Consider the following 16,119-nt stretch of genomic DNA (forward strand, 5'->3'; position numbering starts at 1 on the left):
CCCTCTTCGCTCATCACCACAACTGGGGGGCCGGTGCGCAACCACCGACTCGTAATGACCGCTGCCCTCGTGGCAGCCGGTCTCGGCATCATCCCGGGCACCGCGCAGGCCGCGGATCCGGTACCCGTCGCGGCCGGCGTGGCCGAGGCCATAGCCAAGGCATCCACCTCCGAGGGCTTCCACAGCCCGGCCGACCGCACGATCCGCACCACCCTGCCCGGCGCCGCCACGGCGAACGGCAAGGCGAACGCCAAGACCGCCGCACCGCAGACCGCGCAGGCGGCGCAGGCCGCACAGACCGCACAGACCGTGCAGCCCGCGGCGGCCGCCGCGGACGCGGGGGCCAATCCGGCTCTCGCGGTGGACGTCAGCGGCACCAGCTACACCGCGCACGGGATCGAGCTCACCACCCTGATCACGAGCGCCGACTTCGCACTCGGTGTCGTCATCGACTGGGGCGACGGGAAGACCGACACGGTCACCGCCCAGGGCAACGCCGAGCTGCACCACTCGCACACGTACGACAAGTCCGGCGAGTACCAGGTGAAGGTGACGGTGACCGACACCGCCAACGCGGTTCAGGCCGTCAACGGGGGTGCCTTCCTCACCCCCGGCTCCGACTTCACCCCGCACACTCCGACCCGGCTCCTCGACACCCGCGACGGCACCGGCGCGCCCGCGGCGGACAAGGTCGCCGGGCTGGGTTCCGTACGGGTGAAGGTGGCCGGCAACGCCGCCGTCCCGGCCGGGGTCACCGCGGTCGCCCTCAACGTCACGGTCACGGAGACCGTCGAGAGCGGGTACGTGACCGCGTGGCCCGGCGCGGGCTACGAGCGCCCGGGGACCTCGAACCTGAACTACACGGCCGGCCGGTCCGTCCCGAACCTGGTGATCGTGCCGGTCGGCGAGGACGGGTACGTGGAGCTCTACAACGGCGGCCCGGCGTCGGTCGACCTGATCGCCGACGTCACCGGCTACTTCACCCGGGCCTCGGCCGGCGGCTACACCTCGATGACGCCCGCCCGGTTCGTGGACACCCGTGAGGGTCTCGGAGCGTCCCAGGGCCGGCTCGCCGCGCGCAGCGCCTTCACGACGCAGATCGGCGGCCTGCAGGGCGTGCCCCAGGGCATCACGGCCGTGGCGCTGAACGTCACGGTGACCGAACCCGGGGGGCCGGGCCACCTGACCGCGTACTCCGGCGCCGGGCCCGTCCCGACGGCGTCGAACCTGAACTTCGTGCCCGGTCAGACGGTGGCCAACGCGGTGATCGTGCCGGTGGCCGCGGACGGGACGATCAAGGTCTTCAACGGGTCCTGGATGCCGGCCCACGTGGTGGTCGACGTCGTCGGCTACTACAGCAAGGAGAGCAAGGCCGCCTTCCTGCCCTTCACCCCGTTCCGGACGCTCGACACCCGCGAGGAGGCCTACGGCTGGCCCGGCGGCAGGTTCCGGGCCCGGGAGTACATCACGCAGGGGTTCACACCCGAGGCCGCGACGGGTGTCGAGGCCTACGTGCTGAACACCACCGTCACCGAGACCGGCGGCACCGGATTCCTCTCGGTGGCGCCGAGCCCCTACGCGCTGCCGGCGGAGGGCGGACCCGCCGCGCCCGCCGGGCCGCGCCCCGGCTCCTCCACCCTGAACTGGACGGCCGGCACGACCGTCCCGAACCTGGTGCAGGCGAGCGACGGCGACCACGGAGTCATCACCTTCTGGAACCAGGGCCATCAGGACGCCGACCTGGTGCTCGACGTCTTCGGCGTCTACCAGTCGAAGTGACTCCCGGGGGGTGGCGTGCGCGAGCGGGCCACCCCCGCGGAACCCTCCTCAACTGCCGCCGCATCCAAGCAGGTTCCGTATATCGGGAAAACCGTCCATGATCCCTGCGGCCGCGGTTACGGTCTGTGTCCATGAGGTTCCTGCACACTTCGGACTGGCACCTGGGCCGCCGGTTCCACGGAGAAGACCTGATCGACGCCCAGCGCAAAGTCCTCGACCACATCTGCGACACCGTCAGAACCGAGCAGGTGGACGCACTGCTGGTCGCCGGTGACGTCTACGACCGGGCCATTCCCAGTCTGGACGCGGTGCGCCTGTTCAGCCACGCCCTGCACCAGTTGGCGGACCTGGACATACCCACCATCCTGATCAGCGGGAACCACGACTCCGCCCACCGCCTGGGCGTCGGCGCCGGCCTGCTGGCCCGGGCCCGGGTCCATCTGCGGACCGATCCGGCCGACATCGGCATCCCCGTCCTGCTCCAGGACGCCGACGGCCCGGTCGCCGTCTACGCAGTGCCCTACCTCGAGCCCACCCTCGTCCGTACCCACCTGGACGCCGAGGCGGCCTCCCACCAGGCCGTGCTCACCGCCGCCCTGGACCGCGTCCGCGCCGACCTCGCCACCCGCCCCGAGGGCACCCGCTCCGTCGTGCTCGCCCACGCCTTCATTACCGGCGCCAGCGCCCCCGCCGGCGAAACCGACAGCGAACGGAACATCAGCGTCGGAGGCATCGCCCACGCCGGGGCCGCCGTCTTCGCCGGCATCGACTACGCCGCCCTCGGACACCTGCACCGCCCCCAACGGGTCACCGACACGGCCCACTACAGCGGCTCCCCGCTGGCCTACTCCTTCTCCGAGGCCGGGCACACCAAGTCGCTGACCCTGGTCGACCTGCCCGCAGGCGCCGCGCCCACCGTCACCCGCTCGCCACTGCCCCCGGACCTGCGGCTTCCCCTGGCACGTCTGACGGGCCGGTTGGAGGACCTGCTGACCGACCCGGCCCACGAGGCCCTGACCGGGTACTGGCTGCACGTCACGCTCACCGACAGCGCCCGCCCTTACGAACCGATGGCCCGCCTCAAACAGCGCTTCCCCCACACCCTGCAGCTCGAACACGTCCCCGCCGCCATCCCCGCCCAGGCCACCACCACCCCCACGTACAGCGAGCGACTGCGCGGCCGCGGCGACCTCGACATCACCCACGACTTCATCGCCACCGTGCGGGGCACCGAGCCCACCGACGACGAACGCGCCCTCCTGCGGGAGGCGATCGACGGCTCCCGCATCGGAGCCCAGGAGAAGGAAGCCGTCTGACATGCGCCTGCACACCCTGCACCTGCAGGCGTTCGGCCCCTTCGCCGGCACCCACACCGTCGATTTCGACGCCCTGACCCGCGACGGACTGTTCCTCCTCCACGGCGACACCGGCGCCGGGAAGACCACCGTCTTCGCGGCGATCTGCGTCGCCCTCTACGGAGAGCCGCCCACCGACCGCAAGCTGAAGCTGCGCAGCGACCACGCGCCCGCGGACCTGCTGACCGAGGTGACACTCGACGTCACCCTCGGCGGGAAACGCCTGCGGATCCGACGTGTCCCCGCCCAGCCGAAGCCGAAAGTCCGAGGTGGGGGAACCACCCAGCAGGCGGCCGAGACCCACCTCAGCCAGTGGACCACCGACCCCTTCGGACACGGCCGCTGGGAAGCGTTGAGCAGGTCCCACCGGGAAGCCGCGGACGAGATCAAGGAACTGCTGGGCATGAGCCGGCAGCAGTTCTGCCAGGTCGTCCTCCTGCCCCAGAACGAGTTCACCAAGTTCCTGCGCGCGGGCGCCTCCGACCGCAAGGACCTGCTCGGCAGGCTCTTCCACACCCACCGGTTCGGATCCGTCGAGACCTGGCTGGCCGCGCGAAAGAACACCCTCGCCGCACAGCGCGACGAGGCCCGCACGGCCGTCATACGCCTGACCGAACGCATCCAGCAGCAAGCCGGGGACGACCTCGAACCCGAACGGGGCGCCCCTCTCGCATCCGACCCCGCCACCCTCACCGGCCCCGCCGTTGCCTGGGCCACCGCCCTGCACGCCAAGGCAGCCGCTCACGAGCGCGGCGCGGCCACCGCCGCCGTACTCGCGGAGACGGAACTGGCCGCCTTCCGGGACGGCGAACGCGCCGTACGCGACCTCGCCACCCACCAGGAGGCACACCGCCAAGCGCGCCACGACCTCCGGACGCTGGACGAACAGACGGACCGGCAGGCCGACCTCGGCCGGCAACGACAAGACGCCCTGCAAGGGCAGAAGGTCGCCCCGCTCCTGAAGGCCGCGGCCGCCGCCGCAGAACAGAGCGTCCGTGCGCGGGAAGGAGAACGCCACGCCCGTACCCTCCTGGAGCCCGAGCACGCCGCACTCGACGCCGCCGGGCTCACCCGCGCCGGACAGCACCTGCGCGCCGACATCGGCGCCCTGCGCGCGCTCCTGCCCGATGAGGCGGCCCTGCAGCAGCACAGGACCGACCTGCAGAAACTGGATGACGAACGCCAGGAATACGCCCAGGACCTGCGCGACGCCGAAACCTGGCTCGACGACGCGCCCCAGCGCCGTACGGAGCTCCGCGCCCGCCTCGACGCAGCCCGCGCCGCCGAGGAAGCCGTCCGGGAACACTCCGCAGCACTGACCCTGCTCGCCACACGCATGGACGCGGCGCAACGCCGCGACGCCCACGTCGAGCAGATCGGAAAGGCCGAACGGGCACTCTTCACGGCACAGACCGCGGCGAGCAGGGCCGCTCAGGAACACATCGACATCCGGCGCAGGCGCACGGACGGCATGGCGGCCGAACTCGCCCTCCAGCTCACCGACGGCGAACCCTGCGCGGTCTGCGGTTCCCCCGTCCACCCGAACCCGGCCGCCCCGCACCCCGACCAGCCCACGGCCGCCGACGAGAGGGACGCCGAAACCCGCCACACACAAGCCCAGGACACCCAGCGGACACTCCAGGACGCACTGCAGCAGCTCCTCGAGCAGGCGGCCGCCGCCCGGGGCGAGGCGGGCGGAGACACCGCCCTGGCCGAACTCACCAGCGAACACACCGCGCTGGAAACACGCCTGGCAGCAGCCCTCGACGCCGCGGCCGACACCGGCCCGGCCACCGAGGAACTCCACTCCCTGGAACAGCAGCACCTCCACACCGACGGTGCCCGAACCACCGCGGCCGCCAGGCTCGCCGCCGCCGACACCGGCCACGACCTCCTCGCCACCCAAGTCCAGGAACTCGACCAGAAGCTCGCCACCGCCCGCGCCGATGCCCCGAACCTCCCGCTGCGCATCGCGCACCTCACCCGGACGGCCGATCGCCTCACCACCGCGGCCGAACACGCCGGCGCCACCTTCCGCACGGCCGCGGAACACGGGCAGCTGACCGAGCAGGCGGAGCAAGGCGCCCGTTCGGCAGGCTTCGACTCCCTCGACGCCGCCGCCCGGGCACTGCGCTCCGACGACGAGGTCCGCGCCCTGGAAGAAGAGATCAACCAGTGGCGCGAACAACGCGCAGTCGCCACCGCCCGCCTTCACGAGCCCGAGCTCGCCGCGGCCGCCGGCATGCCACCCGCCGACCTGGAGGAGGCCACCGCGCAACTCGACGCCGCCACCACCCGTCACACCCGCGCCGCCGCCGAAGCCGCGCACACCACCGAACGCACCCGTGCCCTCGCCGGCCTCCTCGCCCGGCTCACGACCCACACCAGGACCCTCGAACCGCTCGAACACGCCTACCGCACCGTCGACCACCTCCATGGCCTGGTCAACGGCACCTCGACCAGCAACCGGCTCCGCATGCAGCTCGAGGCCTACGTCCTGGCCGCCCGCCTCGAAGAGGTCGTGGCCGCCGCCAACACCCGCCTCACCCGCATGTCGGAACACCGCTACACCCTCGTCCACTCCGACGACCGGGCCTCGCACGGCGCCCGCTCCGGCCTCGGCCTGAAGATCACCGACGCCTGGACGGGGAAGGACCGCGACACCGACACCCTCTCCGGCGGCGAATCCTTCTTCGCCTCCCTCTCCCTCGCCCTCGGCCTGGCCGACGTCGTCACCGCCGAATCGGGCGGCCGGGCCCTCGACACCCTCTTCATCGACGAAGGCTTCGGCACCCTCGACGAGGACACCCTCCACAAGGTCCTCGACGTCCTCGACGACCTGCGCGCGCACGACCGCACGGTGGGCGTCATCAGCCACGTCCCCGAACTCCGCCGGCGCGTCACCCACCGCCTCCACGTCCGCAAGACCGCCACCGGCTCGACCCTCGCCCTGGAGACCGAAGCGGCACAATGACCCTCGTGCGCCGACCCCGGGGCTCAGCCCAGCGCGACCTCGGTCCGCTGGGTGGCCCCGGCCAGACCGGTGAGGTCCCCGAAGACGAGGGTGAGGGCCGAGCCGGTGGTGGCGGAGGCGAGCGTGGCCGGCCCGGACAGGACGGACGCCACCGGCCGGTGCCACGTGACCGTGAGAGCGGTCCGCATCCGCATCGGATCGGAGACGCACAGCGTGGCCCGGCCGTCGCCGTGCTCCCGTACGAGGACACACGCGGGGCCGTCGGCGGTGAGGGCCCCGGCCGTCCCCGCGAACCAGAAGTTCACCGCAGTGACGCCCAACGAGGCGATCCTGACGCCCTGTTGGGCGTTGTCGTTGGCGAGGACGGTGAGCCAGCCGGTGTCCGCGGCCCGGGCCGCGGTGGCGGCCGTGGTGGCACCCGGCATCAGGACGTACGAGCAGGCGGCATCGACGGGGTCCACCCCGTGGTCGAACCAGAGGGTCAGATAGCGGCGGCTGACCGGGTCGGTGGTGCCCCCGGTGTTGATGTCGCGCCAGGAACCGGTCCGGGCCTCGCGCAGCGCCCTGACCGTGGCGCCGCCGGGGAACACGTACCCGCCGTGGCCGGCGATCTGCGCCCAGCGGGTGCCGGGAAGGGCGGCCGACCAGCCCAGGGCCGTGGACTGCGCGGCGCCGTTCACGGTGAGGGCCTGGGAGCCGGTGGCGCCGAGGTTGCGGTTCTCGACCACGGTCTCGACGGCGGCGCCGTCCGTGGCGCGCACCGATCCCGCCAGGCAGACGATGGCATCGGCCAGGCAGAACCAGGACTTCTTGGCGTACAGCGTGCTCGACAGTCCGCGCAAGAATTGGCCGATCGCCGCGAACTCCCCGTCCGTGGCGCCGCCGACCCAGTTCACGTCCGGTCTCGGCAGACCCCACGCACCCCCCTCCGCGTCCGCGAGCGGCTTCCTCGACACGGTGGTCCCCGGCAGCCGGTACGGGTCGACGGTGGGCCAGAAGGCGTCGGTGTACTGGCCGTTGCCGTACGTGTCCCCCCACCACTGGAGCATGCCCGCACCCGCGTGCCAGCCGCGGAGGTTCTCCCCGTTGCCCGTCTCGTAGAAGCCCATCCGCCGGGAGGCCATGCTGATCGAGGCCGCCCAGCCGGGGCGGCGGTGGACGGCCCGGTCCATGCCGGGGAAGAGGCGGTGCCCGGTCGGCTCGGCGATCGCCGGGACGGCACCGTCGTCGAGCACGGCCTTGATCCGGGCCAGCGCGGCAACGCCCAGGTCGGTGTCCGAGAGCACCGGGCTGTAGTAGTCCCGCTGCGCCCAGCCCTTCACCAGCCCGCGCCAGCGCTGCTGCTCCGCGCTGCTCGCGGCGGTTCCCAGCAGGGCGACGGAGGCGAGGACGCCGTGGCCCCGGCCGTGGTCGCCGCCCTGGAATCCGTGGGCATTGGTCCTCGGATTGCCCCGGCTGGTGGCACGTCCGGACACCGCGTCCATCATCAGGCCGTTGTAGAGGAACGGGGCGAAGGACCTCTCCACCGAGTCGAGGACGAGCTGCCGGGCGGGGTCGGTCACGGCCCAGGTCGAACCGCTGAGCAGCGAGAAGAGACCGGCCAGGCCGCCGATCAGCACCGCCCCGTAGGAGCCGGTGTAGGAGAGGTGGGTGTGCTGGACGAAGGAGCCGTCGGCGTAGAAGCCGTCCCCGCTGGTGACGAGGGGGAAGACGGGGGAGAGGGCGTCGCGGGCGAGCGCGATCTTGGCCGGGTGGCGGCCGAGGACGCCGCGCAGGGCGAGCGAGCGGCACAGGTCCACCCGGTTGGCGCCGGTGCTGGTGCCGGTGTAGTGGGTGACCGAGGAGTCGGGGACGAAGCGGTCGACGGCCGCTAGGTGGCCGGCCAGCTGCGCGGGGGAGAGCTGCCCGTGCAGGAGCGTGCAGATGTCCAGCAGCAAGTGCGGTGAACCGATCTGGAAGTCCCACCAGTTGCCGAACGGGCTCTTCGCCGGGTGGTAGACCTGCTCGTGGAGGTGGTCGAGACCGGCCCCGATGTCGGCGGCCAGCCCGCTGTCGCCGGTCAGACCCGTGCCGGGCTGCGCGTACGCCTGGGCCATGGTTGCCAGCCGGGCGTAGCTGGCTGTGATCGAGGCGGAGAGGGTCAGGGGCAGGTCGGGCCAGAGCGATCCGGCGGCGGCCGCCATGGCCGCGCGCTGCCCGGCGGCCTCGCTGCCCAGCAGGGCCAGCTTTCCGGCGAACGGTTGGGCGGTGGGGTCGAATCCGCCGCCCAGCAGCATCCCGCGCCACTTGTCGCGGAGTCGGTCGAACTCGTCGGCCGCGGCGGACGCGGCGCCGGCCGAGGAGAAGGTGACGGCCGAGGGGATTCCGGTCACCAGGGCGGCGTTGCCGGAGAGGCGGAGGAAGGAACGGCGGGACCATGGAACGGACATGGAGCCTCCAGAGCTGGGGGGTGCCCTGTCGACCGTTTCTAGCACGCGTGCGAAATCACGCTCAAGAAGCGCGGAGGAAGCGATCGTTGTGACCGATTGGCCTCTCCGATCACTTTCGGTCACCTCCGCTCGCCCCTCAGGATCCGATGGCCTGCCCGAACGTGAAGAAGCCGTCCGGGTCCACCCGCTTCTTGATCTCGACGAGCCGCGGATAGTTGGCGCCGTAGTACGCCGTGCGCCAGTCCGGCAGGTCCGGGTCGATGAAGTTCTGGTACGCCGCCTCCGTCACGTACGGAGCCACCGCCTCCCGCAGTTCCGCCAGCCAGCGGAGGTTCGCCTCCACGGTTTCCGCGCTGTCGCGTCCGGACCAGGAGGTGTCCATGCTGACCAGGCACAGTGCGTCCCGGTGGACGAACGCGGTGTCGGCCGCGCCCACCCGGTTGATCGCGCCGCCCCACGTGTAGAGCGCCAGACCGCAGCCGTCCGGATTCGAACTGCCCGGTCGGCGCGCGAGCCGCGCGAGGACGGTGGCGACGGCCTCGGCGGGCAGCGGCTCGGTGGCGAAGTGCGTCCGTACGGCGAAGGCCCCGGCGGAGGTCTCGTGCAGCAGGTAGTCCTGCGCCTCCCAGAACGTGCGGTCGGCGATGTCCGTGCGGACGGGGCGGGTCAGCGCGAGCGCCGGCCCGAGGAGCTCGCGCAGCTCGCTCGCGGGGCCGAGGTGCAGACCGACGGCCGACACCGTGGTCTGCGGTCCTGCGGCGGCGCTCACGCCGAGCCTGAGCGAGAACTCGTCCGGTGCCTTCCGTGCGATCTCCTGCATCACCGGGAAGACCTCGGGGGCGTCCGGCCCGTCCCACAGCAGCAGGCAGGTGGACACGTCGGACACCGGGACGGCCTGGAAAGTGAAGGACAGGTTGATGCCGAAGTTGCCGCCGCCACCGCCGCGGCAGGCCCAGTACAGGTCGGGGTTCTCCTGGGCGTCGCAAGTCAGCAGCCGCCCGTCGGCGGTCAGGAGCGTGGTCCGGACGAGTGCGTCCGCGGTCAGGCCGAGCTTGCGGGAGGTGGACGAGGAGCCCCCGCCCAGGGTGAGGCCGGCGATGCCCACCGAAGCTCCGTTGCCGAGCGCGAAGGCCATCTCGTGGGGCTGGATCGCTGCGCGGACGTCGGACATCCGGGCCCCGCCCGCGGCCGTGACCAGCCCGGTGGAACCGTCGGCGGACACGCTGTTCAGCGCGCTGAGGTCGACGACCAGTCCGGTGCCGGCCGAGTAGCCCGCGTAGCTGTGGCCGCCGCCGCGCGCGACGAGGCCGACGCCCGTCTCGCGCGCCCACTCGACGGCGCGGCGCACGTCGGCGCCGTTCGCCGCAGAGAGGACCCCGCTCGGCGTGTTCGCGGCGAAGCGCTGGTTGAAGGGGGCGCTCGACGAACGGAAACCCCGGTCGCCGGGGCGCAGCACGCGGCCCGCCACGCCCTTCTCCAGTCGCCCCCAGTCCGCCTCGGAGGCGCTGTGCGCCGCGCCCGCGCCCGTGCTTCCCGTGCCCATGTTCACTGGACCTCCTCGATGTAGGAGATGCCGGTGGCGGCGTGCGGGCCGTAGCGTTCCCAGACCTCGCGCAGCCGCAGGCGGCCGTCCTCGGCCACCTCGGGTGTGTTGACCGTGCGCCCGCAGACCACCTCGCCGCTCGCGAAGACGAGGGTGTACCCCATGGAAAGGGTGCCGTCCGGATCGCAGGTGCCGACGGTCCACCCGCGGCGCACCTCGCCGCCGATGACCTCTCCCCAGACGAGGTCGCCCTGCTGGTGGTAGACGGCGACGGTCCGGACGTCGCCCTTCGGCTTGCGGAACTTCCGCCCCTCGTAGTTGATCACGAGGCCGCGTCCGCCTGCCGGGCGAGGAACTCGGCGGACATGTCCGGGCCCCACCAGATCGCGTAGTAGGAGAAGTCCTCGGCGTGCCCGTTGACGACGTGGTGCTCCACTCCGGCCTTCATGACGGCGATGTCACCGGCCGCCAGCGCGTGCCGCCGGCCCTTGCAGACCACCTCGGCACGGCCGGACATGACGATGAAGATCTCGCGTTCGTGATGCGCGTGCGCGTCCGTCACGTCGCCCGGGCGCAGGACGCACCAGGCGCCGCGAAAGGGGGTGTCCAGTCCGGGCCACGGATGGAGCAGTCTGAGGTCCAGTCCGTGGTCCCGGACCAGGTTTTCCGGCTCCCGGGTGCGAATGGTCACGTCGGCGTGCTGATGGTCGGTCAACGTCCCACTCCGATCGACGTCCTTCAATTCCGGCGGTGCGCGCCGTCGATCAGGCTAGAAGCCGGTGACTCCCTTTCGACAGGGGAATCATTCCCTTGTCGAAAGGGAATTGGTGGTACGGGAGATTCCGGGCCGGTGGATCAGCCGTGCCCGAGGCCGGCGTCCCGGGCCAGAACGATGGCCTGTGAGCGGTCGGCGACGCCGAGCTTGCCGAATATCACGGAGACCCGGTTGCTGACGGTCTTCGAAGCGAGTACGAGCTCACGGGCGATCGTGGAATTCGACTTCCCCGCGGCGATGCGTTCCAGTACGTCCCGTTCCCGGTTGGTCAGCTGCGGGAACGGATAGAAATACTGCGGCCCGCTGGTCGGGCACATGAGGGAGCCGAGCCGGCCGGCGATCGATTTGTCGATGATCGCCTCGCCGGCCGCGACGGCCTGGATACCGCGCAGGATCTGGTCCGCGTCGGCTCGTTTGAACAGATAGCCCCGGGCTCCGGCCTGGAGCGCGGAAGTGATGGCTTTGTCGTCATCTGCACCGCTAAAGACGAGTATGCCGGTTTCAGGCCATAATCGGAGGATCTCTGGTATCACCCGTAACCCGGCCGATTCGTCCATCAGCGGGTCCAGTACGAGGACGCGGGGCCGGCAGCGGGACGTCTCCGCGATCACCTCGTCGGCCGTGGCGGCCTCCCCGACCACCGATATGCCCCCCGACCGTTCGAGAACGGAACGGACCCCGTGGCGAATCGCCGGCTGCGCGTCGGCGAGGACGACGGTGACCGTGGTGCGCACTCTTCGGACGGCGGGGAGATCGTCCTCGGTCAGGAGCGGCGCGTTCTCTCTTCGTGCATCAGCATGTGACGAAAGTGGCCGGAGTAATCTCGCGGTGCTTGTTTTCTGGTTCATTCGTACCTTCCCCCCACTCGATCGTGCAAGGCGGTCCACGCTGACCTGCCGGTATCCAGAATGGTCCAGACGTCAGTCCACCGCAACGGGGAGGAAGAATTCCGAGAGCGTGATAGTTATACCTTCCAAGGCATCACTATTCGCCCTATATTCCTGCGCTTCGCATGTGCATCGGCGAGGGAAATCGGGCAATGTCACGCGCCGACGGATCCGACCACTCCGACATCCTGTGCGCGGCGCAGGATCGCTTCCCGATCCCGCCAGTGCGCCCAGAATGCTCCGGTGTATCCGAGGCCGTTCAGACTCGTCAGGAACGGATTGTCCGCGTAGTTGTTGTCGTGCTCGCTCGACCCGGCCAGCGTCGGCAGCATCACCCTGTGGTGATCGGCGGGATCGACGAGTTCCCACAGCAGATCCACCGACCGGCTCCAGCGCCCGGAGGGATCGTTCACCGTACCGGTGTCCTCCAGGAGGTCCGGCGAGAAATAGCAGACCAGACGGAAGTTGCCCGACTCGTCGAACATGAACTGCCGCTCGTACTCCACCGGCCCCGAGCACTTGGACGACGGTTTGAGGACGATGGGCCCGTTGGCGGTGTTGGACTGCAGTCCCGGCACCGTCCGGACCCCGTCGCACTCCTCGGCCATCGCCATGCCCAGCGGCGTATGGGGGAAGAGCCGCAGTCCCAGCGAGAACCCGGTCACGGTGGCGTCCAGTGCCATGAACGCCTCTACGCATTCGCGCATGGTCTGCTGGGTCTCACCGGGCATGCCGAACAGCGCCTCGACCATGGTCAGCATGCCGTTGGCGTGGCAGAGGCGGACGAGGCGTTCGGTGTCGGCGAAGGTGTAGTAGGTGGTGCCCTTCTCCGTGATCTTCCAGCCGCTCAGCATGTCCTTGCGCACGTGGTCCGAGCCGACGTTCACCCCGCGGCAGCCCGCCGCGGCGAGCAGCCCCGCGAACTCCTCGTCGAAGGGCGAGGGCTGGCAGTAGACCCACAGTCGCAGCTCGTTGAGGGGATTGGCGGGGTCCGCGTGCTTGCGCCGGACGATCTCGCGCAGCAGGTTCTTGGCGTGCGCGATGGACAGGTTGAACTCGCTGTCGGTGGTGTGCTGGTCGAGGATCCCCTGCGCGGCCAGGGACTGCATCTCGTCCACCACGGCGGCGACGTCGCGCCGCCCGGTCCGGATGCCCTTCGCGTCCGGCTCCACGCAGTGCGAACAGCGGTAGGTGCAGCCGTTCTTGGTGAGGATGCCTGCCAGACCCCCGCGCTGGTAGTACAGCAGGTTGTCCACCTTGAGCGGGGCGCCGGAGCGGCGGACGTACGTCCCGGCGCGGTCCACCTGCCAGGTCCGGTCCTCGAACTGGCCGGCGGGCCGCGGCCGGGCCGCGCGGTGGTTCGACAGGGTGAGCGCCGGCGGCGGCACCCGGGTGACCCCCTCCGGGGTGTTGCGGATGAGTCCGCTGACCGTGTCCGTTCCCCGCCCGGTGACCAGCGCGTCGGCGAGATCGCAGATGATCTGCTCACCCGGTCCCTTGACGCCGAAATCGATGCCGAAGTAGTCGACCAGGGCGAAGGGCATGGAGGAGAAGCCGATGCCGCCCCCGACGATCGGGGCGTCCGTCAGCCGCTTGATCTCGGTGATGATCTCCTTGTGCTCACCGACGAAAGGGCGCTGCTCGAAGGCGTACACGGTGTCGGTGTTGCGGATGGTGACACCGACGAGGACGGGACTGCGCGCGCCGAAGTACTCGGAGAGGCAGGTCTTCCAGTCCTCCCGGTGGAAGGTGAGGTCGACCACCTCCACCTCGAAGTCGGCGGCCTCCAGCGACGTGGTGAGCACGTCCAGCGCGTACGGTGCGATCGGTGGGTGCACCTTGTTCGGATTGACCAGCAGCACCAGGCCTCGGCCCATCGGATGTTCTCCCCCCTGGCCTGCACGCAGGCGAATGGCGTTACTTGACGATGCCGAGGCAGATCCCGAACTCGGGCTTCCCGCCCAGCAGATAGGCGCCGGCCGACTGGAGGATGCGGTCCTGGGCGGTGGCGTGCTGGCACATGGTCGTGGTGTCGCGCATCCAGCGGTCCATCGGCGACGACTGGTGGATCGACCAGGTCTGGAGCAGGTCGCAGAGCCTGCTCACGATCGACCGCGAGGTGCGGAAGGCGTGCACCCACGCGATCGGGGACGCGGCGCGCTCCTCCGGAGTGAGGTCGTCCAGCGTGCCGCCCGCGGCCAGCACCTCCCACTGGCGGCGCTGGCTCCCGTACACCCCGTTGCGGGTGGCCAGGAAGTCCGCCTCGCACTCGGCGAGCGTCACCTGGGCCCGGAAGTGGTCCTTCCACGCCACACCGGTCATCCGGTCGACCCGGGTCACGGCGATCTCCCGGGCGTGGTCCAGGGCGGCCCGGGCCACCCCCAGGGCCACACCGCACATGCTGCGCGTGAACGCGTCCGGCTGCGCGAGCGGCCCCGGCCGGCCGCGCACCTTGCCGAAGCTGTACGTGCGCTCCTCCGGCACGAACACGTCGGCCATCGTGTAGTCGCAACTACCCGTGCCGCGCATGCCCATGGTGTGCCAGTTGTCGATGACCTCCACCTGCGCGCGGGGCACCAGGAACTGCCGCGACTCGTGCGGATTGCTGCCGTCCGGGCTCGCGTACGGCGTGCCGTCCTCGTAGACGAACGCGCCCGAGGTCACCCAGTCGCAATGGGTGATCCCACTGCCGAACGACCACCGGCCGGACAGCCGAAAACCACCCGGCACCCGCTCGGCGTGGCCCGTGGGCTGCAGCAGCCCGGCCATGATCGTGTCCGGGGTGGGGAAGACCTCCTTGGCCACCCTCTCGTCGAGGAAGGCGCTGAAGATCCCGCTGCTCGCCCCCATCACCGAGCACCAGGCCGCGGAGGCGTCCCCGTGCGCCAGGGTCTCGACGACCTCGGTCTGCTCCATCGTCGTCAGGGCCAGGCCGCCCAGCGCACGGCCGAAGGCCATCCGGAACACCCCGGCGCCGCGCAGCATGTCCACCACGTCGGCCGGCAGCCGTCGCGCCTCTTCGATCTCCGCCGACCGCTCCCGCAGCAGCGGCGCCAGTTCCTTCGCACGAGCGAGGAGCTCCGCCGCGTCGGCGGGCACCCCGGCCCCCGGGGTCCGGGTCATGGTCATGTGAACGCCCTCCGATTCGGCTCTACTTGACGATGCCGAGGCTCATCCGGAACTTCGGCGGCCGGCCCAGCAGATAGGCCCCGCCCGACTCGAGGATCAGGTCCGAGGCGGCGACGTGCTGGCACATGGTCGCGGTGTCGCGCATCCAGCGGTCCATCGGCGAGGACCGGTTGATCGACCAGGACTGCAGCAGGTCGTAGAGCCGGTTCACGATCGCCCGCGAGGTCCGGAAGGCGTGCACCCACGCCAGCGAGGACGCCGCCCGCTCGGTCGCGGTGAGGTCGTCCAGCGTGCCGCCCCCGGCCAGCACGTCCCAGTGCCGCTGCGAACTGCTGTAGACCCCGCTGCGGGTGGCGTTGAACTCCGCCTCGCACTCGGCGAGGGTGACCTGCACGCGGAAGGTGTCCGCCCACGTGGCGCCCGTCATCTTGTCCACCCGGGTCAGCGCGGTCTCCCGCGCGTGGTCCAGAGCGGCCCGGGCCACCCCCAGCGGTACGGCGCACAGGCTGCGCATGAAGGAGTCCGGCTGGGCGATCGGGGTGTCCGTCCTGCCCCGCACCTTGTAGAAGGTGTAGGTGTGCTCCTCGGGCACGAACACGTCGGTGATCGTGTAGTCGCTGCTCCCGCTGCCGCACAGGCCCGTGGTGTCCCAGTTCCCGACGACCTCCACCTGATCGGCCGGCACCAGGAACTGGCGCGACGCGTGCGCGTTGCTGCCGTCCGGGCTCGCCCACGGCTCGCCGTCCTGATAGATGAACGCGCCAGAGGTCACCCAGTCGGCATGGGTGATCCCGCTGCCGAACGACCACCGGCCGGTCAGCCGGAAGCCCCCGGGAACGCGCTCCGCATGGCCGGCCGGTGCGATCAGCCCGGCAGTGATCATGTCCAGGTTCGGGAAGACCTCCTTGACCACGGCGGGGTCCAGGAAGTTGCTGATCGCTCCGGTCATCGCGCCGATCGCCGCGCACCAGCCGGCCGAGGCGTCCCCGTAGGCGAGGGTCTCCACGACCTCGGCCTGCTGCATCGACGTCAGTTCGGGCCCGCCCCATTCGGGGCCGAAGCACATCCGGAAGACCCCGGTGTCGCGCAGCATGTCCACGACGTCCGCGGGGAGCTGTTTCGCCCGCTCGATCTCCTGCGACCGCTCCCGCAGCAGCGGGGCCAGCGCCTTCGCCCTTGCGAGGATCTCAGCCGCGGTGGTGGGTGCCTCGGCCCCAGGGCTCCAGGTCGTGCTCATGGGTTCCCCTC

The 16,119-nt window shown here is 71.0% G+C and carries 11 protein-coding genes; 3 read left to right on the forward strand and 8 right to left on the reverse strand.

Translation table 11 applies throughout. The annotated features are described in order from the left end of the window. The first annotated feature begins 54 nt into the window (after positions 1–54). The 3 genes from ACIPYQ_RS10900 to ACIPYQ_RS10910 all read left to right on the forward strand — a co-directional run bounded on the left by ACIPYQ_RS10900 (position 55) and on the right by ACIPYQ_RS10910 (position 6,108). Positions 55–1,779, forward strand: coding sequence for a PKD domain-containing protein (locus ACIPYQ_RS10900; protein WP_401248659.1), 1,725 nt, complete (start codon positions 55–57; stop codon positions 1,777–1,779). 131 nt (positions 1,780–1,910) lie between these two features. After that, positions 1,911–3,095, forward strand: a complete 1,185-nt coding sequence (locus ACIPYQ_RS10905; RefSeq protein ID WP_401248662.1) for an exonuclease SbcCD subunit D — start codon at positions 1,911–1,913, stop codon at positions 3,093–3,095. 1 nt (position 3,096) lies between these two features. Further along, positions 3,097–6,108 carry an AAA family ATPase gene (locus ACIPYQ_RS10910; protein WP_401248665.1) on the forward strand — a complete coding sequence of 1,004 codons (3,012 nt, stop codon included), beginning with the start codon at positions 3,097–3,099 and terminating at the stop codon, positions 6,106–6,108. Positions 6,109–6,131: 23 nt separating this feature from the next. Here the strand turns inward: ACIPYQ_RS10910 and ACIPYQ_RS10915 are convergent, their stop codons facing one another. The 8 genes from ACIPYQ_RS10915 to ACIPYQ_RS10950 all read right to left on the reverse strand — a co-directional run bounded on the left by ACIPYQ_RS10915 (position 6,132) and on the right by ACIPYQ_RS10950 (position 16,108). Beyond that, positions 6,132–8,537: a polysaccharide lyase 8 family protein gene (locus ACIPYQ_RS10915; RefSeq protein WP_401248668.1), complete on the reverse strand. Its 2,406-nt coding sequence runs from the start codon at positions 8,535–8,537 to the stop codon at positions 6,132–6,134. Between the two features lie 136 nt (positions 8,538–8,673). Continuing rightward, positions 8,674–10,080: an FAD-binding oxidoreductase gene (locus ACIPYQ_RS10920; RefSeq protein WP_401248670.1), complete on the reverse strand. Its 1,407-nt coding sequence runs from the start codon at positions 10,078–10,080 to the stop codon at positions 8,674–8,676. Between the two features lie 2 nt (positions 10,081–10,082). Continuing rightward, a complete protein-coding gene (locus tag ACIPYQ_RS10925; RefSeq protein ID WP_401248673.1) occupies positions 10,083–10,406 on the reverse strand; it encodes a hypothetical protein in 324 nt (107 codons plus the stop codon). After that, positions 10,403–10,771: a cupin domain-containing protein gene (locus tag ACIPYQ_RS10930; protein ID WP_361767609.1), complete on the reverse strand. Its 369-nt coding sequence runs from the start codon at positions 10,769–10,771 to the stop codon at positions 10,403–10,405. The genes ACIPYQ_RS10925 and ACIPYQ_RS10930 overlap by 4 nt, the downstream gene beginning before the upstream one ends. Before the next feature lie 164 nt (positions 10,772–10,935). Then, positions 10,936–11,589, reverse strand: a complete 654-nt coding sequence (locus tag ACIPYQ_RS10935) for a response regulator (RefSeq protein WP_401248676.1) — start codon at positions 11,587–11,589, stop codon at positions 10,936–10,938. A gap of 308 nt (positions 11,590–11,897) precedes the next feature. Then, the gene (gene tsrT / locus ACIPYQ_RS10940; RefSeq protein WP_401248679.1) at positions 11,898–13,619 is read right to left on the reverse strand and encodes a tryptophan 2-C-methyltransferase; all 1,722 of its coding nucleotides are present in this window, start codon (positions 13,617–13,619) and stop codon (positions 11,898–11,900) included. 40 nt (positions 13,620–13,659) lie between these two features. Then, on the reverse strand, positions 13,660–14,871 hold the full coding sequence (locus ACIPYQ_RS10945; protein WP_401248682.1) for an acyl-CoA dehydrogenase family protein: 1,212 nt from the start codon (positions 14,869–14,871) through the stop codon (positions 13,660–13,662). A 22-nt stretch (positions 14,872–14,893) separates the two neighbouring features. Next, complete coding sequence (locus ACIPYQ_RS10950) at positions 14,894–16,108, reverse strand: acyl-CoA dehydrogenase family protein (protein ID WP_401248685.1); 1,215 nt, start codon at positions 16,106–16,108, stop codon at positions 14,894–14,896. Positions 16,109–16,119: the final 11 nt, after the last annotated feature.

The sequence above is a fragment of the Streptomyces sp. NPDC090045 genome (assembly GCF_044747975.1).
Lineage (GTDB): Bacteria > Actinomycetota > Actinomycetes > Streptomycetales > Streptomycetaceae > Streptomyces.